This window comes from Dietzia sp. Die43 (assembly GCF_024519835.1).
In the GTDB taxonomy this organism is placed as follows: Bacteria; Actinomycetota; Actinomycetes; order Mycobacteriales; family Mycobacteriaceae; genus Dietzia; species Dietzia kunjamensis.
This window is the reverse complement of the sequence record NZ_JALJRF010000009.1, coordinates 149,750-169,690: the sequence shown is the minus strand read 5'-3', so window position 1 is coordinate 169,690 and position 19,941 is coordinate 149,750. Positions and strand designations below refer to the sequence as shown.

20 protein-coding genes and 1 pseudogene are annotated in these 19,941 nt (G+C 66.9%); 13 read left to right on the top strand and 8 right to left on the bottom strand.

The window, feature by feature from the left end:
- Positions 1-136 precede the first annotated feature (136 nt).
- Genes NR111_RS09770 through NR111_RS09740 form a run of 7 tightly spaced genes read left to right on the top strand, consistent with a single transcriptional unit; the run spans position 137 to position 7,454 of the window.
- On the top strand, positions 137-787 hold the full coding sequence (locus NR111_RS09770) for a hypothetical protein (protein WP_241257514.1): 651 nt from the start codon (positions 137-139) through the stop codon (positions 785-787).
- Positions 780-1,715, top strand: a complete 936-nt coding sequence (locus tag NR111_RS09765) for a complex I subunit 1 family protein (protein ID WP_096907183.1) — start codon at positions 780-782, stop codon at positions 1,713-1,715. The genes NR111_RS09770 and NR111_RS09765 overlap by 8 nt, the downstream gene beginning before the upstream one ends.
- A gap of 3 nt (positions 1,716-1,718) precedes the next feature.
- Complete coding sequence (locus tag NR111_RS09760; protein WP_064257203.1) at positions 1,719-2,282, top strand: NADH-quinone oxidoreductase subunit J; 564 nt, start codon at positions 1,719-1,721, stop codon at positions 2,280-2,282.
- Positions 2,279-2,581 carry an NADH-quinone oxidoreductase subunit K gene (locus NR111_RS09755; RefSeq protein WP_017836397.1) on the top strand — a complete coding sequence of 101 codons (303 nt, stop codon included), beginning with the start codon at positions 2,279-2,281 and terminating at the stop codon, positions 2,579-2,581. The genes NR111_RS09760 and NR111_RS09755 overlap by 4 nt, the downstream gene beginning before the upstream one ends.
- Positions 2,578-4,524: an NADH-quinone oxidoreductase subunit L gene (locus tag NR111_RS09750; RefSeq protein ID WP_069389149.1), complete on the top strand. Its 1,947-nt coding sequence runs from the start codon at positions 2,578-2,580 to the stop codon at positions 4,522-4,524. Before NR111_RS09755 ends, NR111_RS09750 begins: the two co-directional genes overlap by 4 nt.
- A gap of 2 nt (positions 4,525-4,526) precedes the next feature.
- Positions 4,527-6,017 (top strand): NuoM family protein, encoded by a 1,491-nt coding sequence (locus NR111_RS09745; protein WP_007626381.1) that lies wholly within the window; start codon positions 4,527-4,529, stop codon positions 6,015-6,017.
- Positions 6,018-6,038: 21 nt separating this feature from the next.
- Entirely contained in the window at positions 6,039-7,454 is a 1,416-nt protein-coding gene (locus NR111_RS09740; protein WP_042329325.1) for an NADH-quinone oxidoreductase subunit N, read from the top strand.
- A gap of 174 nt (positions 7,455-7,628) precedes the next feature.
- Here the strand turns inward: NR111_RS09740 and NR111_RS09735 are convergent, their stop codons facing one another.
- Positions 7,629-8,033: a four-helix bundle copper-binding protein gene (locus NR111_RS09735; protein ID WP_067712804.1), complete on the bottom strand. Its 405-nt coding sequence runs from the start codon at positions 8,031-8,033 to the stop codon at positions 7,629-7,631.
- Between the two features lie 287 nt (positions 8,034-8,320).
- On the opposite strand from NR111_RS09735, the gene NR111_RS09730 reads away from it, so the two are divergent.
- Together NR111_RS09730 and NR111_RS09725 are read left to right on the top strand one after the other, a co-directional pair.
- Positions 8,321-8,638 (top strand): ArsR/SmtB family transcription factor, encoded by a 318-nt coding sequence (locus tag NR111_RS09730; RefSeq protein ID WP_371517175.1) that lies wholly within the window; start codon positions 8,321-8,323, stop codon positions 8,636-8,638.
- Positions 8,635-9,840: an MFS transporter gene (locus tag NR111_RS09725; protein WP_256820658.1), complete on the top strand. Its 1,206-nt coding sequence runs from the start codon at positions 8,635-8,637 to the stop codon at positions 9,838-9,840. Before NR111_RS09730 ends, NR111_RS09725 begins: the two co-directional genes overlap by 4 nt.
- Positions 9,841-9,974: 134 nt before the next feature.
- Here the strand turns inward: NR111_RS09725 and NR111_RS09720 are convergent, their stop codons facing one another.
- From NR111_RS09720 to NR111_RS09695, 6 genes and pseudogenes are all read right to left on the bottom strand, one after another.
- A complete protein-coding gene (locus tag NR111_RS09720) occupies positions 9,975-10,820 on the bottom strand; it encodes a hypothetical protein (RefSeq protein WP_067712799.1) in 846 nt (281 codons plus the stop codon).
- Positions 10,821-10,987: 167 nt separating this feature from the next.
- Entirely contained in the window at positions 10,988-11,695 is a 708-nt protein-coding gene (locus NR111_RS09715; protein ID WP_240341539.1) for a GNAT family N-acetyltransferase, read from the bottom strand.
- A gap of 98 nt (positions 11,696-11,793) precedes the next feature.
- Positions 11,794-11,994: pseudogene (locus tag NR111_RS09710) on the bottom strand (ATP-binding protein); the annotation flags it as partial.
- Positions 11,993-12,502, bottom strand: coding sequence for a DUF2771 family protein (locus NR111_RS09705; protein WP_007626376.1), 510 nt, complete (start codon positions 12,500-12,502; stop codon positions 11,993-11,995). The gene NR111_RS09705 and the pseudogene NR111_RS09710, both read right to left, overlap by 2 nt.
- A gap of 239 nt (positions 12,503-12,741) precedes the next feature.
- Positions 12,742-13,746 (bottom strand): c-type cytochrome biogenesis protein CcsB, encoded by a 1,005-nt coding sequence (ccsB, locus tag NR111_RS09700; RefSeq protein ID WP_017836393.1) that lies wholly within the window; start codon positions 13,744-13,746, stop codon positions 12,742-12,744.
- The gene (locus tag NR111_RS09695) at positions 13,743-15,389 is read right to left on the bottom strand and encodes a cytochrome c biogenesis protein ResB (RefSeq protein ID WP_374210706.1); all 1,647 of its coding nucleotides are present in this window, start codon (positions 15,387-15,389) and stop codon (positions 13,743-13,745) included. Before NR111_RS09695 ends, ccsB begins: the two co-directional genes overlap by 4 nt.
- 318 nt (positions 15,390-15,707) lie before the next feature.
- Between NR111_RS09695 and NR111_RS09690 the strand changes: the two genes are divergently transcribed.
- Complete coding sequence (locus NR111_RS09690; RefSeq protein ID WP_206475176.1) at positions 15,708-16,406, top strand: response regulator transcription factor; 699 nt, start codon at positions 15,708-15,710, stop codon at positions 16,404-16,406.
- Positions 16,403-17,560 carry a cell wall metabolism sensor histidine kinase WalK gene (locus tag NR111_RS09685; RefSeq protein ID WP_096907179.1) on the top strand — a complete coding sequence of 386 codons (1,158 nt, stop codon included), beginning with the start codon at positions 16,403-16,405 and terminating at the stop codon, positions 17,558-17,560. Before NR111_RS09690 ends, NR111_RS09685 begins: the two co-directional genes overlap by 4 nt.
- On the opposite strand, the gene NR111_RS18710 is transcribed toward NR111_RS09685, so the two are convergent.
- A complete protein-coding gene (locus NR111_RS18710; RefSeq protein WP_206475177.1) occupies positions 17,517-18,188 on the bottom strand; it encodes a M23 family metallopeptidase in 672 nt (223 codons plus the stop codon). The two genes, NR111_RS09685 and NR111_RS18710, sit on opposite strands and share 44 nt — an antisense overlap.
- A gap of 652 nt (positions 18,189-18,840) precedes the next feature.
- On the opposite strand from NR111_RS18710, the gene NR111_RS09675 reads away from it, so the two are divergent.
- Together NR111_RS09675 and NR111_RS09670 are read left to right on the top strand one after the other, a co-directional pair.
- A complete protein-coding gene (locus NR111_RS09675; protein WP_256820656.1) occupies positions 18,841-19,269 on the top strand; it encodes a hypothetical protein in 429 nt (142 codons plus the stop codon).
- A complete protein-coding gene (locus tag NR111_RS09670) occupies positions 19,266-19,631 on the top strand; it encodes a cytochrome b5 domain-containing protein (protein WP_007626850.1) in 366 nt (121 codons plus the stop codon). The genes NR111_RS09675 and NR111_RS09670 overlap by 4 nt, the downstream gene beginning before the upstream one ends.
- Positions 19,632-19,941: the final 310 nt, after the last annotated feature.

Here is a 19,941-nt window from a genome sequence, read left to right as displayed (position 1 = left end):
CCATGGCGGGCATGGTGGCCACGAGGGCCACGCAGACCACGGCGGGCACGAGGGCCATGAAGGCCACGGGGATATGGACATGGCTCCCGCCGGGATTCCCTTGGCCGAAGGCGGGGAGGACCGCGACGGCCTGGAGATGGATGTTCTCCATCTGCCGCTCGGTCCGGTATTGCCGTTCTGGCCGGCCGGGCTCGTGCTGCACTGCTCGCTACAGGGGGACGTTGTCGTCGACGCCACCGCCTCGGTGATCGACGCGACGGAGCACAGGGCCGGAGCACCCGGTCGGCCCACGGACCACGCGTCTGCCACGGTGACCCAATGTGATCAGGTCATGGCACTGCTGGCACTGGCCGGTGCCGAAGACCTGGCGGACTGCGCCCGCCGTGCCCGGGACGGGATTCTGACGGGCGATCCCGGTGCCGCCCGTGACGCCGTCGAGCGTCTGCACCGGAAGGTTCGCAGGTCGCGGCTGCTGCGCTGGTCATTGCGGGGCGTGCTGCCGCTCGGCCCGGCCGATCTGGAGCGCCACGGCTTGCCGGGGCACTGCCTCGGGGATGCCCACGACCGGTTGCTGGCCCAACTGGAACGGATCCGCGTCGAGGTCGGCGGCGCAACGCCGGACCGGGCGGATGGCGGCTCAGCGCAGGAATCTGCGGACAAACTAACTGTGCCGTGGGCGGTGGTGCCGGACCTGGTGACCGGTTTGGAGCTGGGCACTGTGCGCTTGGCGGTGGCGAGCCTTGATCTGGGCTCGCATCCTGCCGTCCGGGAGGTGGGGCATGTCTGAGACCGTGGTGACGACCGTGTCCGGTGGGTGGGCCGTGCTGGCCGGGGTGATCCTGTGTGGGCTGGCGTTGTTCGCGGTGGCGCTGGACGGGGTGCTCTCGTCGCCGGCGCGGGGCGGCGGTCGTGGCGGGCCCACTCCCCTGGCCCGTGCGGCCCGTCTGTTGCGGCAGCGTCGCCGCACGACGGTCGCCGCGGACACCCTGCTGTGGCGGATCGGCGGCGCGGGCATGCTGGTCGGGGCGTTCCTGATGATCGCTGTGATCCCGCTGGGCCGCTGGACACTGGCGGACCTCGACGTGGGAGTCGTGTGGTTCAACGCCGTCGACGTCATGGTGTGGGCCCTGGTCTGGCTGGCGGGGTGGGGCGCCAACTCCATCCACGGTCTGGTGGGCGGTTACCGCTTCCTCGCGCACGGGCTGGCCTATGAGCTGCCGCTGATGTTCGCATTGGTGGCCCCGGCGATCGCCGCCGGCAGTCTGGCGGTGGGCGACGTCGCGGCCGCGCAGGACGGCGTGTGGTTTGTGGTGTGGATGCCGGTGGCGTTCCTGGTCTTCCTGATCGGCGTGACCGGCTTCTCTTTATGGGGTCCATTCGCCCCGGCCCTGTCCGCGGACATCGTCGGCGGGGTGACGGCCGAACTCTCGGGGGTCGATCGGCTGGTCCTGCAGGCCGGGCGCTACCTGTTCCTCACCGCCGGGGCGGCGTTCTCGGTGCCGCTCTTCCTCGGCGGTGGTGCCGGGCCCGTCCTGCCCGACTGGGCGTGGGTGCTGGTCAAGACAGCGCTGGTGCTGACGGTTCTGGTGTGGGCGCGGCGCAAACTTCCGCTGCTGCGACCGGATCGGTTCATGGAGATCGGCTGGACTGTCTTGCTCCCGGCCGTCGTGGCCCAGGATCTGCTTGTGTCCCTCGTCGTGGTCTGGAAGGGCTGAGCCGTGCTGGTCGGGATCGTGTTCTGGGTACTCGCTGTGGTGGCGGTGACCGCGGGGACGGCCGTGTTCGTGGTGGACTCGATGGCCCGGGCCACCTACGCGCTGGCGGCATCGTTCATCGCCGTGGGGGTGATGATTTTGCTGCTGGGTCAGAGCTACCTGGGCATCATCACGATTCTGATGATGGTCATGGAGATGGCGGTGATGGCGGTCTACATGGTGATGTTCATGGGCATGAACCCGGCGCTGATGCCGATGGACATGACCCACGGGAAGAAGACCGCGATCGGCACCTCGGTCGGGGTCTTTGTGCTGCTGGCCGCCGGGGCGCTGCTGATCCCGTGGCCCGAGCGACGTGGCGCCCCACCCGAGGACCTCACCAACGCGCTGGGCCTGGAGATCATGGGCGAAAAGATGTTGGTGATGGCTGTGGTGGGCGCGGTCATGGTGGCCACCATCGTGGCCGGGATCGTCCTGGCCGCCGGGCGCACCCGCTACGACCGGCTCGGCGACGATCTGCGGCGCCGCCCGGCCGACGACCCCCAGCCGGGAGGTGTGGGTCGATGACCCTGGAGGCCGTTCTGGTGGTGGCCGCCGCCCTGTTCGCCGTCGGGCTCTACGGGGCCCTGTCCCAGCAGGTGGTGGTGATGGTGATGATGGGCCTGGAGTTGATGATCAACGGGGTGCTCCTGGCCGCCGCGGGGTTCTGGTGGTTCCTGGCCCCGGGCCCCTCCGGGCAGGTGCTGCTGCTGGTGGTGCTGGCGGCCATGACCGTGGAGATGGCCATGGGCTTTGCCGTGGCGACGCTGTTGCACCGCAAGCGGCAGACCGACATGACCGACATGGCCGAGGATCTCTCCGGATGACCGCCGACCAGACCTTGCTGCTGACCCTGGTGGTGCTCCCGGCTGCCGTGGGTGCGGTGCTCGCGCTGACCCGGGCGGAGCGGGTTGCGGCCCCGATCGCGGTATCGACCGCTGCCGTGACCGCGCTGCTGGCGGCTGTCGTCGCCGTTGCGCGGCCTGCGGTGGCGTTCCCGTTCATCGCCGGCGTCGACGTGGCATTGGAGGTCGACGCCCTGGCGGCGCTGACCCTGCCGATGGTCGCAGTGGTGACCCTTTTGGTGCTGGTTTTTGCGGCCGGCAACATCCGGGCGGCCCGGCCCCGCTTCCACGGGCTGATGCTGCTCTTCGCCGCCGCGGCCCTGATCACGGCCTCGGCCGCCAGCCTGCCGGCGCTGCTGTTTGCCTGGGAGTTGATGGGCGCGACCTCGTACGCGTTGATCGGGTTCTGGTGGCGGGACACCGACCGCGTCTCGGCCGGGCTCACGGCCTTCCTCACCACCCGTACCGCCGACCTGGGTCTCTACCTGGCCGCCGGCGCTGCCTTGGCCGGCGGCGCCGGTATGGGCCTGTCCGAGTTGCCGGCGGCGGAGAGCCCGTGGCGGCACGTGGTGGCGGCCGGGATCCTGGTGGCGGCACTGGGCAAGGCCGCGCAGCTGCCGTTCTCGTTCTGGCTCTCCGGCGCGATGAAGGGCCCCAGTCCGGTCAGCGCACTGCTGCACTCGGCGGCGATGGTGGCAATGGGCGGTTACCTGCTGCTGCGCGTGGAGCCGCTGCTCGCCTCCACCGGGTGGGCGGGCCCGGCCGCCGCGTGGATCGGGCTACTGACCGCGGTGGCGATGGGGATCGTGGCGTTGGCCCAACGGGATCTCAAACAGTTGCTGGCGGCGTCCACTGTGGCGCAGATGGGATTTGTGGTGCTGGCCGCCGGAGTGGGCGCGGTGAGCGGAGGTGCCGCCCAACTGGTGGCCCATGCCTCCACCAAGGCACTGCTGTTCCTCGCTGCCGGGGCGTGGCTCACCGCGTTGGGCACCGAGAAGCTCACGGAACTGCGCGGGGCGGGCCGCCGATGGCCGGTGGTGGGCGTGACCGCGACCGTGGGAGCCCTGGCCCTGGCCGGGATCGCACCGCTGTCCCTGTGGGCGACCAAAGACGCGGTGCTGGCTGGGGCCCTGGAGACCTCGGCCTGGCTCTACGCCACAGGACTGGTGGCGGCGGCCCTGTCGGCGGCCTACTCCGGCAAGGTCCTATGGACGATCTGGCACCGCGGGGCCCAGGCCCGGGTCGAGGAGCCCACCGCCGGGCGGGAGGTCGGCGCAACGCAAGAGCTCGGCACCGGGCAGGTGGGGGCGCTCGAGCAGGCCCCGCTGGTCGTGCTGGCCGCGGGGGCGGCCGGGCTGTCGGTGTTGGCGCTGCCCCCGCTCAGCGGCGCCCTCGCCCAGGCGATGGGCGGGCACGGCGAGGTGACGGCGCTCGAGCTCGTGGTCTCGGCCGCCATCGCCCTGGCCGTGGTGCTGCTGATGCGACGTCTACGCGCCCCGGAACTCGGGTGGGCCGAGCGGTGGCTGGGGCTGGAGGCTGCTGCGCACGTTGTCGTCGTCGTTCCCGTCATGCGGTTGGCGCACCTCCTGGCCCGGTTCGACGACGCGGTCCTGGACCGCGCCGTGACCTCCGTGGCCGGGGCCGTCCCGATGCTGGCACGGTCCGTGGCGCGGTTCGACGACGAGGTCCTCGACGCCGGAGTCGGAGCAGCCGCACGGGCCGCCCATACGGCCGGGCAGGGCGCGGCCCGCCTCGATGACGCCGTGGTCGACGGCGCCGTCGAGGGCCTGGCCGGTTGGGTTCGCCGACTCGGGCACCTGGCCCGCACCCCGCAGACCGGGGCCGTCCACCAGTACCTCCTGCAGGCCGTCGCGGTGCTCACCGTGGCCGTGGTGGCCTGGACCGTCTACGCAGTGATGGGATGAGCATGCTCAGTCTGATCGTCTTTCTCCCCTTGGCCGCCGCCGCCGTCCTGGCCGCGGTGCCGGCGATCGGGCCGGCGGCCGCGCGATGGGCGTGGATCGCGGTGAGCGTGCTGGAAGTGCTGCTGGTTGCCGTGGTGTGGGCCGGCTACAAGGACCCGGGACCGAACGGGCTGGCGTTCGAGGAGCAGGTGCCGTGGATCCCGGGGGTGGGCAGCAGTTACCACGTGGGCATCGACGGGCTGTCCCTGCCGCTGGTGGCGATGACGGTCGTGGTGTTCTTGGCGTGCGCTGTGTACTGCCTGCGGGATTCGGACCGGCCGCGCGTGCAGGCGGCGCTATTTTTGTTCCTGCAGAGCATGAGCCTCGGCGTGTTCGTTTCAGCCGACCTGATCCTGTTCTTCGTCTTTTTTGACCTGTCGATCGTGGGAATGTACTTCATCATCGCCGGGTGGGGCCACGGCAATGCGGCCCGGTCGGCGCTGAAGTTCTTCCTCTACACGTTCCTGGGGTCGCTGGCCCTGCTGCTGGGTTTCATCGGGCTGTATGTGTTCTCGGCGCCCCACACCTTTGACATCCCCGAGCTGGTCGCCGCACCCCCGCTGGCCGGTGAGCCGCTCGCCGGGGGGCTGGTGCTGGCGGCGATCCTGGTGGGCTTGGCCGTCAAGACCCCCACCGTGCCGTTCCACACCTGGCTTCCCCCGGCCCACACCGACGCCCCGGCCGCCGGCTCGGCCGTCCTGGCGGGGGTGTTGCTGAAGATGGGCGCGTACGGCTTCGTGCGGATCGCCATGCCGATGCTGCCCGAGGTCTGGCGGGCGTGGGCCTGGGTGATCGTGGCCGTGGGAATCGTCTCCGTGCTCTACGGCGCACTGGTGGCGCTTGCCCAGACCGACCTCAAGCGGATGATCGCCTACACCTCCGTCAACCACATGGGCTACATCGTCCTGGCCCTGGGTGCGGCCGGGCTGCTGGTGGAGGGTGCCGAGCAGGCCCGGTCCGTGGCGGTCACCGGCGCGATGGTGCAGATGGTCAGCCACGGACTGATCACCGCCGCCCTGTTCTTGCTGGCCGGGGTCATGCAGAGCCGGGCCGGGACCTACGACCTGGGTTCCTATGGCGGGCTGGCCGGCCCCGCCCCGCGGTACGCGGCGCTGTTCGCGATCGGCGCCTTTGCCTCCCTGGGCCTGCCCGGGTTCTCCGGGTTCATAGCCGAGTTCCAGATCTTCGCCGGCAGCGTGGCCGTGGCCCCGGTGACCGCAGTGGCGCTAGTGGGCATCGTGATCACCGCCGCCCTGTTCCTGCGGGCCCTGCAGCGGGTCTTCACCGGGCCCGCCGCCGGGCGCTCCCCCGGGTTCGCGGACCTGCGGGCGCACGAGCTGTGGTCGGCCGGCCCTCTGCTGGCGCTGTCCGTGCTGATCGGAGTGCTGCCGCTGGTGCTGCTCGGGGTGATCGAGCCGAGCTCGGCCGCCCTCGTGGAACTGGTGGGACGGTAACCCGTGGACGCCTCCATGCAGATGAGCCCCGGGCTGCTGCTGCCCGAGATCATCGTCTTTACCGGCGGATTGGCGGTGCTACTGGGCGGATCGTTCCTCCCCCGGCAGCGCCAGTGGATCGCCCGCGCCGCGGCCGCCCTGGCGCTACTGGGCGCCGCGACCGCCGCCGCGGTGGCTATGGCCGGGCCTGCGCAAAGCGCCTTTGCGGGTACCTTTGCCGTGGACACCGCCACCGGCGCCGCACGGGTGATAGCCACCCTGGCCACCCTGCTGATCCTGGGGGTGGCCTCCGGGGAGCTCAAGGACTCCCCGCGCGAATCCGACACCTACGCCCTGCTGCTCTTCGCCACCGCCGGGGTGATGGTCCTGGCCGGGATCACCGACCTGTTGGTGCTGATCGTGGGATTCCTGCTGGCCAGCATCCCGCTGTACGGGATCATCGGACTCACCGGCGGCCGCTTGGGCGCCGAGGCGGCGGTCAAGACCTACCTCATGGGGGCGCTGTCCGGGATCCTGCTGATGCTGGGCGTCACCGTGCTCTATGCCCTGGCCGGAGGCACCGACTACGCCCTGCTCCGGGAGGCGTTGCCCACCGCACCGGACGCCGCCGTGGGGACAGGCATCCTGGGGGTGCTGGCCGGGCTGCTGTTCAAGGCCGGCGGGGTGCCGATGCACTTCTGGGTGCCCGACGCCGCCCAGGGCTCCGGGGTCACCGCCGCCACGTTCCTGACCACCGTGCCCAAGGTGGGCGCGCTGGTGGCCGTGTACCGGTTGGTGGCCACGGTCTCCGCCGAAGAGCACTCCTGGTTGCTCGTCGCCGCCCTACTGGCCACCGCCTCGATGTTCCTGGGCAACCTGGCCGCCTACTGGCAGACCGATCCCCGCCGGCTACTGGGCTGGTCGACCGTGGCGCAGGTGGGGTTCCTGCTGGTGCCCGTGGCCGCAGCCGGGCGCAGCGACCTGGCCCTGCCCTCGCTGTTGTTCTACCTGGCCGCCTACGCCGTGACCAACGTCGCCGCCTTTGCCGTGACCGCTGCCCTGCCCGAGCACCGGACGCTCGCCGAATACCGCGGGCTGGCCCGCTCCCGCCCAGGGTTGGGACTGACCGTGCTGGTGGCGCTGCTGGGGCTGGTGGGCACCCCGCCCCTGGCGATCTTCGTGGGCAAACTGACCACCGCCACCGCCGCCTGGGACGGCGGTCACGGGTGGCTGGCTCTGGTGGTGGTGGTCAACAGCGTGATCAGCCTCTTCTACTACCTGCGCTGGTTCGCCCCCGTCTTCGCCCGACCCGACTCCCAAGCCGCCGAGTTCCCCGGACGCGGCGGGATGGCCGCCTGGCCGGCCGTCACGGCCGCGGTCGCCGCGACCGCGAGCCTGGCGCTGGGCGTCCTGGCCGGTGTCCTGTGGGCTGCCCTCGACGGCCCCGGGATCCTGTAGGGCTGGGAGCGGCAGCCTTCCCCAGCCGGAAGGGGCGTCGAGTAGGTGCGGGAGGGAGCCGGGGGCCGTACAGGAGAGCCCGCTTATAGGAGAGAACCCCCTAGATCGTCGGTTGTCGCCGTAGGACCTAAGTCGCACACCCAGTCGAGCAACGACTACAGCGGCGCCGCGGGTTCAGCCAATGGCGCTGAGGAGGTCGCTGCAGGCCTTTTCGCAACGACGGCAGGCGTCAGCACACAGCTTGCAGTGCTCGTGCATGTCGGCGTGAGCCTCGCAGTCTTCGGCGCAAGTAGCGCACGCGGCACGGCAGGCCTTGAGCAACTCGGTGACCACGGTCAGGTTGCTGCCCGTTCGGCGACTCAGGACGGAAGCGGTGGCGACGCAGACATCGGCGCAGTCGAGATTGGTACGGATGCAGTTCCGCAGGTCGGCAACCGCCTCTTCTGCCAAGCAGGCGTCCGCGCACGCAGTGCAGGACTGCGCGCAGGCCAGCGCCGCGTCGATCGCATCGGCGAGGCGGTCCACGTCCAGACCACTGGTGGGATTGGGGTGGGAGTTGATCATGGCGGTGGTGCTCATTGTTCCTCCGTAGTCGATGTCGTCTAGAACGCCTCCGACGGGCGGCGCAGTGGGTCTCCCTGCCGCAGGCCGTACCCGTCACCGTAGCCATCGCCGCCGCCCAGTTGGGAGATCGTCTCCGAAGAAACCAAATCGTTAGGCGCCCTGTCCTTGCCAGGCTGTCCAGCCGAATGCCGCAGCGTCGAGACCTTGATCCCTGGGAGTCGACATGCCATTATCTGCGTATAAATGCAGATGCTAAGTGTGGCTTGACGGCGCAGAGTTCGTACGTTGAGCTAGCTGTCGAGGTGTTCGCCATGCTGGCGGATGCGACGCGAGTGCGGATCATTCTGGCCCTTCGCGACGGGGAGCTGTCGGTAAACCAGCTGGCCGAGATCGTCGACAAGTCCCCGGCGTCGGTATCTCAGCACTTGGCCAAACTCCGCCTGGCGCGAATGGCCTCAGCACGCCAAGACGGGCAACGAGTGTTCTACCGCCTGACTGACGAGCACGCCCGCCAGCTTGTCGCCGACGCGATTTTCCAGGCGCAGCACGCGGTGGACAGTCACCCCGCGCATCATGACCGCGACCGTCTGGGCCACGGGAAGATCACCGGCCTATCGTGATCGGTGTCCTTCGGAACAGCACCTATGCCAGGCTCTTCAGCGCTCAGATAGTCGCCCTTCTCGGCACCGGTCTGCTCACCGTGGCGCTCGGGTTATTGGCCTTCGACATCGCCGGGCAAGACGCTGGTGTAGTGCTAGGAACGGCGCTGACGATCAAGATGGTCGCGTACGTCGCCGTGTCACCGGTGATGGCGGCTATGGCCACCCGGTGGCGACGAAAGGCCGTTCTTGTCAGCGCGGACGCAGTCCGCGCTGCAGTGGCGTTGTCCCTGCCCTGGGTCAGTGAGGCCTGGCAGATATATGTCCTGATCTTTGCGCTGCAAGCGGCGTCGGCGACCTTCACTCCGGTGTTCCAGGCAGTGATTCCCGATGTCCTTCCCGACGAAGCGCAGTACACCCGCGCATTGTCACTATCCCGCCTGGCGTACGACACCGAATCGCTACTGAGCCCCGTACTGGCTGCGGCGCTGCTGGCGATCATGTCCTACAACAATCTATTTCTGGGCACGGTGCTGGGATTTCTCGCCTCCGGCGCGCTCGTCCTGGTCACCGAAATTCCCGATGGCGCACGGTCCGAAGCCGCATCGTTTCGAGAACGACTGACCCGGGGCGTCCGGGTCATGCTGCGCACCACGGAGCTGCGCAGTCTGCTGGTGATGAACCTCATCGTGGCCACCTCCACCGCCATGGTGATCGTCAACACCGTCGTCGTGGTCAGAGGATCTTTGGATCGCTCCGAGAGCGACGTCGCGCTTCTGCTGGCCGCCTTCGGCGCCGGTTCCATGCTCGTCGCCCTCGTTGTTCCCCGAGTCCTCGACAAGATCGCCGATCGGCCCGTCATGCTCACCGGCTCGGCGGTCATTCCCGTCGCCCTGGCCGCATCTGCCCCGGTGATGGATCTACCGCCCGGCGGGGGGCAGTGGACATTGCTGCTCGCACTGTGGGCAGTTCTCGGGGCCGCGACGTCGCTGATTTTGACCCCGTCAGCCCGCCTGCTTCGGCGTGCCTCCGACCAAGTATCTCGACCTGCGGTCTTCGCCGCGCAGTTCTCCCTGTCCCACGCCTGCTTCATGCTCACCTACCCGATCGCCGGCGTTCTTGGCGCGATGCTCGGTCTACCTCAGACCGCGCTGATCCTCTCGGCTCTCGGAGTTCTCGGGGCCTTCGGTGCCTTCGCTCTCTGGACACGACCCGTCGCGTGAGCCGGGCGCACTGCCAGTCTGCGCCGCACGGTGCTCGTCAAGGGTGCGACTTGGTCCGAAACGGTTGCACCGCTGCGGAGCTGACTGGCTCACGCCGCCGGTGACCTCGTGCCCCACCCGCACGCACGTGCGCCCTACCGCAGGTGCGCCGGCGCGTCGCCGGGAGTGATACCGAGATGGATGTGATCTTGGTGGACGTCGTCGGAGAAGAACCCCTTGCGCGGTCCGTTAAGGTCGGCAGGTCCACCGACCTCGGTCGCCCCCAACTCGGCAGCTCGCCGCATCAACCGAAGCACACGATCGTCGCCGGGTCGGACGTCCACCACCGGCCGACCGTCGATCTCGCGGATGTCTACTGCTCGTCCCACGGCGTGATTGGACATTCGCGCGGTGGGATAGACCGTCTGGATGTGGCCTGTGTGCATTACCTGGATCGCCAGGGTGAACTCCCGGGACAGTGCGTGCAGTATCGCCAGCAGTCGGTTGTCCATCCTGCCGGTGCTGACATCGCTGCGGGCTGGGCCGGGCAGGATGATCTTCGGCTCGGCGAGCACCGCTGCCGCCGTGTCGGTCAACGGCAGCGACGGGCCCAGTGAGGTCGGCGCGACGAGCCGCTCGACGGCCCAACTCCCACCGGGGGGTCGGGCCAATCGCACGTCCACGACCAGTTCGCGGTTCCACGGTCCCGAGACGGTGTGCAGGTTCTGCTCCACCAGGGCGATGACGGCAGCGGTATCCGAGGCGAGCCCGCCGTACTGCGGATAGACGACGGTCAGTTCCCCGGCGCGGGCGTCCGGCAGTTGAAGTATCGACGCTGTCGACGCCACCGGCGGCGACGCGCCGGCGCGGATGAGGGTGCCCACGGCCGTTTCGCCGTCGCTCCAGTTTCCGGCGTTTTCCAGAAACGCCGCTGCGGTGCGCTTGATCTCCGGGCGTACTTCACCCGGCGCCGGCTGCCATCGGCTTGCCGCGGCGGACAACGGGGAACGAGGGGAACCGAGTTCGGCTCCACCCAGGTGAGGTGGCTGCGGTGTCGGCGTAATCACCGAGGGCGCAGGCCGTGGCGGGGCGGGGCCGAGGGTGCAGGACGCCACGGTGGCGGCTGACCCCGCAGTCAGCACCGTCAGCAATTGGCGCCGGGTCAGCTTCATCGGGGATCTGCCCCACCCTTGTCGCAGAACGTGCCGTGGCGGGCCGGAGGCACCACGGGGTGACGATAGCTGCGCACCATGTCGCCGTCGCGCGTGCGGTACTCGCTCCCCGGGCTCCATCCCAAGCGTTCATAGAACGCGCCGGCCCCGTCCGAGCCGGCGCTGGTGAACAACTCGGCGGTAGCACAGCCGCCCTCGTGCGCGTGGCTGAGAAACAGCTCGACCAGGCGGGCACCGACGCCGCTGCCCCGCAGCGACGGGCGAACGGTGACCGCGGCCAGCACGGCTACCGGCGCAGAATCGGTCCCTGCCGGGGGTGCGGCAGTCTGGTAGGTGAGTGTGCCAAGCAGGCGACGCGTCCACGGCCTGGCTCGGGTGCGCACGAACCGCACCGCCAGTGACGGGTGGCGCAGCAGTGACACGGCGGCGACCGCTGCCAGGACCAGCAGACAGCGGCGGTCGGCCAGCACCGCCCGCATATGTGCCGCTTCGTCGATCGAACCGAACAAGAAACCGCACACGTGCCCGCGGGCGTCGCACCGACAGACTGCGACCAGCGCCACGCCGTGCGGGGAATCAAGGTAGGTCCGGTGCCAGCGACGCATGAATCGTGGCCCCAGGCCGGGGAAGAAACCGGCCGGTAGCTGTTCAACGTGCAACTGCGCGGTCGCGCCGAGATCAGCGATCGTGGCGTACCGCAGCACGAGATCGTCCTCCGTCGCCGGTCCCGGCCGTGGGCAAGGCGCCGTCCGCGCACGGTAGAGCCACGTCGGTCGACACATAAGCTGACTCCCTTCTTCGGTCAAATCAGACCGGGCCCGGCCACTTGCGCGCCGGAAATGCCGGCTCGGTTAGTGGGAGAGCGGCCAGAGCTCGGAAACTCGACAGTGAAACTTGCATCTCGGCCGGGCCCGTCACTGTGCGCTCGAATGTTCCCGCCGTGGGCTTCGACGAGTGCGCGAGTGATGGTCAGGCCGATACCGCTGCCGCCACTGGGGCGCTCAGTCCTCGTAGACGAAGGACACGGACCATTCGCCGTTGAGGATCGACGGCTCACCGGCTTTATCATAGAAGATCGGGACCGACCGGATGGCTAGGCCCTCGATGGGGCCATGCTCCGGGGTGCTCACCGGAATGAGTAGCTCGCCGGCACCGCCAGCCTCGACGATGTACTCGTTGGTACCGCCCTGACGCACCTCGTAGACGTTCATCGTCGACTCGCGCAGCTCGGTGGACAATCGGACGGTCAGTGTGTGCTCGCTGCGCACCACGAATTCGGGCACCGGGTTGGTGAAGGAGTTGCCGTCCAGGTCGGTCGCGGTGAAGGGCAGAGCCTTGACGGTGCTGCGGTCGGTGGCCACGGTGATCTCCGACAGCACACCGAACCGGGCTTCCGACCCCTTCCACGCCCCCAGGATGGCGGCGATCATGATGATCATCCACGCCAGGATCGCCCAGGTGGCCGGGCGGACACGGCGGCCGGTCAGTTCGGATTCATTGCGGGAGCTCACAGTTTCGTTCTGCCGATCTCTTCGTAGTCGGACTCAGGGAGCCACCGGCTTCCCCGAGGTGCCGCGAACGGTTCCACCTAGCCCAGTGTGGTTACCCGGCTCGCCTCGCACGGTGCCAAAAAGCGTCTCCTGCCCGAGTCGGACCGGGGCGATAGCCGGCCCCGTTTCTTTCATTTCGCGGAGTTGGATGCTGCGCTTTCTAAAGCAGATATCGAGGCTGCGAAGTGCTCCTCAACCGTTCAGTTCAGGCCAGCATAGGAGTGCAGACCGGAGACCACGATGTTGATAAAGAACAGATTGAAGATGAGCACCGCAAACCCGGCGAGGTTGATCCAAGCGGCCTTCTTGGGGCCCCAGCCACTGGTGGCACGGGCGTGCAGATAGCCGGCGTAAAGGACCCAAGAGACGAAGGAGGCAGTCTCTTTGGGGTCCCAGCCCCAGAAGCGACCCCACGCGCCCTCGGCCCAGACAGCGCCCAGCAGGATGCCCACGCTGTAGATCGGGAATGCGATCACAGCGGTGCGATAGGCCAGTCGGTCGAGAGTGTCGGCATGCGGTAGTGGGCGGGAAAGCCCAGAGCTCCAGCCCGTTTCCTGACCCTGCGGTTGCCACACCCGGATCAGGTACATGATCGAGGCGACGCCGGATATCAGCAGTATGGCCGATCCCAGCGAGATGATCGAGACGTGGATGGGCAGCCAGTACGACTGCAGTGCCGGCACGACGGGAGAGGCTTCGGAATACAGGTTGGTGCCGCCGAAAAACAGCAGGATCAGAACCGGTACCAGTACGAATGGCCAGGCCACCTGTAGGGCCGGCTTGCGCAGGAAAATCAGCCCGGCGCCCACTCCCAGCAGCGTGGTGGCCAGAATGAACTCGTACATGTTGCCCCACGGGAAGCGACCTGTGGCCACCCCGCGCAGGATCAGCGCAGCCGCTTGGAAGAGGAAGGCGATGATGATGAATAGCTGTGCGATCCGTGCCCAGCGGACACTGCCTGCGGACTCACGGTCCTCGTCTCCGGTGTCGGTGAGAGAGGTTGATTCTGTGAGCCCGGGCCCACCGGCACCCACTAGGTTCCGGCTTGATTTAGTCACCTTGGCTACCCGGAATCCGGCGTAGTAGATCAACGATGCGACAAGCGCCAGCACGTATAGACCGAACGCGGACCTATACGCCAGGTCGCTGTAGGTGGAGAGCGTCTCGTTGACAGGCAGTCCCTGCGCGAGAATTACAGTGTTCACCGGATGTTGTCCTTCCACGAAGCGTCGGGGTCGTCGCCTCGACTAGATGCAGTGTCGCCAGGTTCGGGCAAGACGGGTGTAGCAGTAGCAATGGTGGCCAGCCGGTCCCGGAGGTCGTCGAATTCCCGGCCCCAGCCCGATCTGTCCGTCTTGGCGAGGCCGCCCAGGTCGACGCGGGTCGCCTGGGCCTCGTCGACAATGATCCGTGCCCAGATCCTTCGGCGACGGACCATCAATGACAGGACGAGTCCACCCACCATGACGGCAGCGAACACGCCAACCCAGATCTGAGTAGGGTCCTCCGAGACCTGGATGTTGATGAACTCGTCGGCTCCGTCGAAGCGAACCTCGGTGCCATCGGGCAGGGTCGTGGATTCGCCGGGCATGAGGTTGACGCGGGCCCTACGCTCCAACGCGCCCGACTCCATTAGGTCGGGGTCCAGCGAGAAGATCGACTGTGCGCCGCCATTGTCCAGGCCGGCGTTGCCCTGGTAGACGTCGATCGCCACCGCCGGGTCGTCCATCCGCGGGAAACGGGAGCTGAGTATGTTGCCGTCGAACGAGGCGGTCGGTGCGAACAGCCCCTGGATGGCGATCTGCTGCTCAAGGCGATCGTCGATGTCCGGGTACATGCCGGCTGGCGGATCAAAGCGCATGATGCCGGAGGAGAGAAAAGTCAACAGGTCCGTCGGTTGCCACTGCACTGTGTCTGTACGGGTTTCGCCGTTGGGGAACGTGACCGTGAACGTGGGCGCGAAGCCGTGACCTTGGAGGTAAACACGAGTACCGCCGATGCGCAGCGGGTGGTTGACCTGCAACGTGTAGGGATCCCATGTGTCTGGATCGGTGGTGGTGACCTCCTCACTGAAGCGAATGTTGGAGGTGAACATCTCCGCCTGGCCATTGGGTAGATAGTCGGTACGGAAATCTTCGACCTTGATACAGAACGGCGCCAAGTCAGTGCCGTCTACCAGCAGACCTGCCCGGAACGAGTCGTACGCACTAGGCGTGGTGTTGCAGAAGGCCGGCGATTCCTCGTTGGCGATGATCACCCGCATGCCCTCCGCGTACACGAACTTGCCGGCCGCGAACGCGATCAGCAGGAACAGCAAGCCGAAGTGGAATACGATGTTGCCCACCTCGCGCGCATACCCGCGCTCCGCGGACAACTCGATGCTGCCCGACACGCGACCGTCCCCGTTGTTGCGACGGACCCGCCAGCCCTTGAGGCTCTTTTGGACCTGGTCCGCAGCCTGCTCCGGCGTGGCCGTGGTCCGGTACGCCGCATGATGCGGCAGGCGCGCAAGGTTACGCGGGGCAAGCGGCGGCGGGGCCTTGAGTTGTTTGACCAGATCAATCGACCGCGGCGTCAGGCAGCCCACCAGCGATATAAACAGCAACACGTACACGGCTGTGAACCACCAGCTGGAGAACACGTCGAACAACTGGAGCTTGTCGAAGAACTCCCCCAGCCAGCCGTTGTCCGCGATGTACTGATTGACGTTTCCTTGGTTGAGGCTGCGCTGCGGCAGGAGTGCCCCCGGTATCGCCGCCACTGCCAGCAGAAATAGCAGAATCAATGCCGTGCGCATCGCGGTGAGAGTGCGCCATGAGTTCCGCAGGAACGCGGTGACCGGAGCCATCCTAGGCACTGATATGAGTCCCCTCTGCCGTTCCCGGCGCGACGAACCGGAACGAGGGGCAGCTTCGGTGGGGCGTCACCGGCTTCATAGCATCATCAGCACCGCTGTAGCACGCATAGTCACATCTGTAGATTGTCCTTCGCCGACCCCATTGATTCGGTGGGGGTTTGATGAAGGTCTGATCAAGATCAAGCATGCGATAGGCACCGGTGGCAGACCTACGACGATGATTGAGGCCTTATGTTCACATCCGATTCTCGAGACGCCGGACCTGAAGGTGAGTCACCGACCACGCGCGCGACCGCAGGGCTGCGGGCGATGGTCATCGAAGATGAGCGTGAGCTCGCCGATCTCATCGGTACCTATCTGACCCGCGAGGGCTTCGACATCACGATCGTTCACGACGGGCAGGATGCAGTCGACCTGATCCGGCAGATTGATCCCGACGTCGTCGTGCTAGACCTCGGCCTTCCGCGACTGGACGGCGTCGAAGTGTGCCGCCAGTTGCGCACCTTTTCCGATGCGTATGTCGTCATGCTCACCGCCCGCACCGAGGAGGTCGATACCCTCATCGGACTGTCCGTGGGAGCCGACGACTACATGACCAAACCGTTCAGCCCACGAGAGCTCATGGCCCGCATCCAAGTCATGCTGCGCCGTCCTCGATCGTCTACAGCCTTACGCTCCCCGTCTGCGGCCTCCGAACGCAGAGAGCTGCGAAGGATTGGGGCACTGGCGATCGACGTCGAAGGCCGCGAGGTCACCGTCGACACCACCCCGGTTCAGTTGACCAGGACCGAGTTCGACCTCTTGGCGGCACTGACGCGAGACCCCGGCTTGGTGCTGTCCCGGACGCAGTTGATCAGTGCCATCTGGGGGCCTGACTGGGTCGGCGACACGCACCTGGTTGATGTCCACATCGCGCACCTCAGACGCAAGCTCGGAGACACTGCGTCCCGGGGCGCGTACATCCGCACCGTCCGCGGTGTCGGCTACCGCACCGGAGATGGTCAGTGAGCCGGATCGATCTGGGTGACAACGTGACGCGCCTCAAGCGGTGGTTCACCACTGCCACCTTCGGTACCCGGCTACTGGCGGCGCTCGCTTTTGTGATGATCGGTTTCGCAGTCAGTGCCTGGGTCGTCGCCGCAATACTTGCCCCCGGGATCTTCCACGAGCATCTGGAGATGGCCGGACTGTCACAGAACTCCTCCGAAGCAGCCCATATGGAGGAGGCATTCAACTCGTCAATGATGCTGTCTTGGTCGATCGCACTGGCGGTATCGGTGATCTTGTCGCTGGCTGTCAGCGGCTACATCGCCCGCCGCGTTCAACGATCGATCACCCCGGTCACCCGATCAGTCCAGCAGATCTCCGGTGGACAATACGACTCACGAGTGCACGAGCCGAGAATAGGTCGTGAATTCGACGATCTTGTCGTCAGCTTCAACGAACTGGCACGACGACTAGATGCCACCGAAACCACACGCCGACGGATGCTTTCAGATCTCGCACACGAGTTGCGGACTCCCCTGGCCACGCTCGAATCCCACCTTGAGGCGATCGAAGACGGTGTCCGTGCACTCGACGACGACACGCTGCGCATTCTGCGAACCGCGACTGGTCGGCTAGGCCGGCTCGCTCACGACGTCAGCGCGGTGTCCCGAGCCGAAGAACACCTCACGCGTCTCATCCCCATCGGTACCGACACTCGCAGCATCATCGCGGCCGCGATCGACGCCCTGCGCCCCGAGTACTCGCACAAAAATGTGCTGCTCCAAGCACGTATTGATCAGGCAATACCGATCACTGTCGACAGTGATCGAATCAACCAGGTCCTGACCAACCTTTTGCACAACGCGCTCCGCCACACCGACTCAGGTGGGATGGTCACCGTCACCAGTCGCCTACACGAGGGGAACGTGGAGATCACTATCGCCGACACTGGAGAAGGCATCGCAGCGCAGCACCTCGACCACATTTTTGACCGCTTCTACCGCGTCGACACCGCACGCGACCGGGCACACGGGGGAAGCGGCATCGGGCTCACCATCACCCGTGCGCTCGTCGAAGCCCACGAAGGCCATATCCGCGTACACAGCGACGGGCTCGGCCGCGGCGCCCGATTCACGATCTCCTTACCGCAGACCCCGGCTCACTCCAAGGGCTGACTGAGTTGGTCGCGATATCGTTTTCCCGGAGCCACTCGATGGGGTCGGCGCGCTCCCGTCCCTCGTTCAACCACACCTCGAAGTGCAAGTGCGACCCGGTGGAAAAGCCACGACTTCCCATGAGGGCAATCGTCTGTCCAGCCTGTATACGCTGGCCCGTGGACACGAGAACCTCTTCCATGTGTCCATAAACGGTCATCGTGCCCTCATCCGACAGCAGTCGGACCCAATTGCCGAACCCTTGCGCCGGGCCGGCATCGATGACGGTCCCGTCAGTGGCCGCCACGATCGGGGTTCCGATCACGTTTGCGATATCGATGCCGCCGTGGAGCGAGCCCCAGCGTTGGCCGAACTCAGACGTGAGGGTCCCGACTGTCGGCATCGCTGCTGTTGGACGGCGCGCGGTCTCCTCGGCAACTTGCCGGCGAGCGTCGATTTCGGTGCCTGCCGCCAATGACGACACCATGGCGGCAGCGCTCTCCAGCGGGATGTCGCCTTGCACCGCAACGGGCCCAGGCAGTTCAGCCGGGGGAAGGGCTATGTCTCCAGACTGGCCAGCAGGACTGATCGACTCCTCGTGCGCGATGAGGTGAATGTGCTCACCACCAGCCTCTGTGTGCTGGTCCACTAGAAAACTTATCGAGGACACGATGGCCCCGGCGGCGACCGTGACGACGACGACCTGATCGCGTAACTCGGGCCGGGCGGAGGGTTGGCGATGCGTACCGCCACCTCGAGGGCGACCAGAACTCGCCCAGATGTCGACAGTTGAAGGGTGTTCCTCGCGGTGTGCACGTCTTCGCTCCACTGCCGCCGTGTCTCCCCTGCCGCTATACCGTGATGGTTTCGTGATGTGACTTCTGCTCGAACTTAGACGAGCAGAGTCCGCCGTCGCAAGAAGTGGGGGCCTCGTCACCCGTGTCGAAGAACGACCGGGAGCGGCCCCCACCAGCGTGCATCGTGCCTAGAGTCTCCCTCTGACCACAGCCTCTGGCAGCGTTCATCAAGCTGCCTGTTGCGAGTGTCAGGGACTACGTGGGCGACATGGGAAGGCCTTCGGAAGCTGGACGTCCTGACAGGCTTCACCCAGGTTCACCCCAACTGGCCGCGCACCAAATCAGCACCGCGTCAGCGACCGTCACGTCCGGGATCTTGATCAGACCTTCATCAAACCCCGACCGAATCAAGAGGTCAGCACAGCACAATCTCCAGATGTGACAGTGCGTGCGGCATTGGGGGACAAGTGGGGCGGGTCGCCGGCCGCCTCCCACCACGAAGAAGTGGACGAGCAGCTCGAGAAAGGGAAAGTGTCGCGATCACAAGATTTACAGATTTCCGGACGATTGTTGTTGCTCGCACGAGCGGTGGCGTTAGTGACAGTCAGCGCCCTCGGACTCCTCTTCACTTCGGCAGGGGTGCTGGTCCAGGACGGCACCAGTCTGGACGTCCACAGCTCGGCCGCCATCGCCCTTCATCTCCTCACCGGCGTGCTGGCTCTGGTTCTAGGGTGGCGCGCGTGGGCTACACGGCGAGGTCGCTGGGCTGCAGTCGTCGCCCTCGTCCTGTTCGGGGCCACGTTCGCCCAAGCGAGCTTAGGGGGCAGCTCGACCTTGGCATTCCACATCGGCGTAGCCCTGGTGCTCACGGTCCTGTGTACGTGGCTGGCCGCCTGGACTTTCGGTAGATCACTATACGAGGAGATCGAATGAGACTGCGCAGGACACTCACCGCCTCCGGCACCACCGCCGCCCTGCTCCTAGCTGTGGGCTGCGCCGGGAACGACACGGGCGCGCCAGAGCAGGCAGAGCAGCTCCAGACGGGCGAGAGAGCCGAGAAACAGGTCACGATGGCCGAGGTCCAGCAGAACGATTCGACCGACTCGTGTTGGACCGTGATCGAGAACATCGTCTACGACCTCACCGCGTGGGTCGACCAACACCCGGGCGGGCCGGACCGGATCGAGCAGCTGTGCGGCACAGACGGGACAGAGAGTTTCACCGACCAGCACAGTGGAGCGTCCCAGCCACAATCGCGGCTCGCCGAGTTCCAGATCGGCCAGCTCGCCGGGTGACCCGGCAGATATGCTTCCGATCCGCTCTGTGCGTCCCGGTCGGAGGCATGTGCCGGGCCCCGCTCCGGGGCCGCGCGCGTGGACTCAGCGAGGCCGTGAACGGGTTCGATTCGCTCCCCCCGCGACCTCTGCGGAAGACGAGAGCACACCTCGCGAGCGTGACATGACAACACGACAGAAGAACCGTGGGCCGCAATCGGTGGTACTGCCAGCAGTCGGCCTCAGGATGGGCGGGGTTACCCGAAATCAACCGCGGTCAACGCCTTCTCGGCGGTGGCTAAATAGTCACCCCGTCGGCCGTGCGCTTGGT